This window comes from Bacillus lumedeiriae, from assembly GCF_044891285.1.
GTDB lineage: Bacteria > Bacillota > Bacilli > Bacillales > Domibacillaceae > Pseudobacillus > Pseudobacillus lumedeiriae.
This window is the reverse complement of record NZ_JAUIYO010000067.1, coordinates 1-274: the sequence shown is the minus strand read 5'-3', so window position 1 is coordinate 274 and position 274 is coordinate 1. Positions and strand designations below refer to the sequence as shown.

The 274-nt window shown below is 53.6% G+C and carries 1 tRNA gene and 1 rRNA gene; both read left to right on the top strand.

The annotated features are described in order from the left end of the window. Positions 1 to 8 precede the first annotated feature (8 nt). Positions 9 to 124, top strand: a 5S ribosomal RNA gene (rrf, locus tag QYG89_RS17255). Between the two features lie 23 nt (positions 125 to 147). Beyond that, positions 148 to 222 (top strand) — tRNA-Glu (locus QYG89_RS17250). Positions 223 to 274: the final 52 nt, after the last annotated feature.

Below are 274 nucleotides of genomic sequence, written 5' to 3'. Positions count from 1 at the left end.
TTATACAGTCTGGTGGCGATAGCGAAGAGGTCACACCCGTTCCCATACCGAACACGGAAGTTAAGCTCTTCAGCGCCGATGGTAGTTGGGGGCTTCCCCCTGTGAGAGTAGGACGCTGCCAGGCAAATTTCTTAATGTTGTATAATCGGCCCCTTGGTCAAGCGGTTAAGACACCGCCCTTTCACGGCGGTAACACGGGTTCGAATCCCGTAGGGGTCACCATTTATGGAGGATTAGCTCAGCTGGGAGAGCATCTGCCTTACAAGCAGAGGGT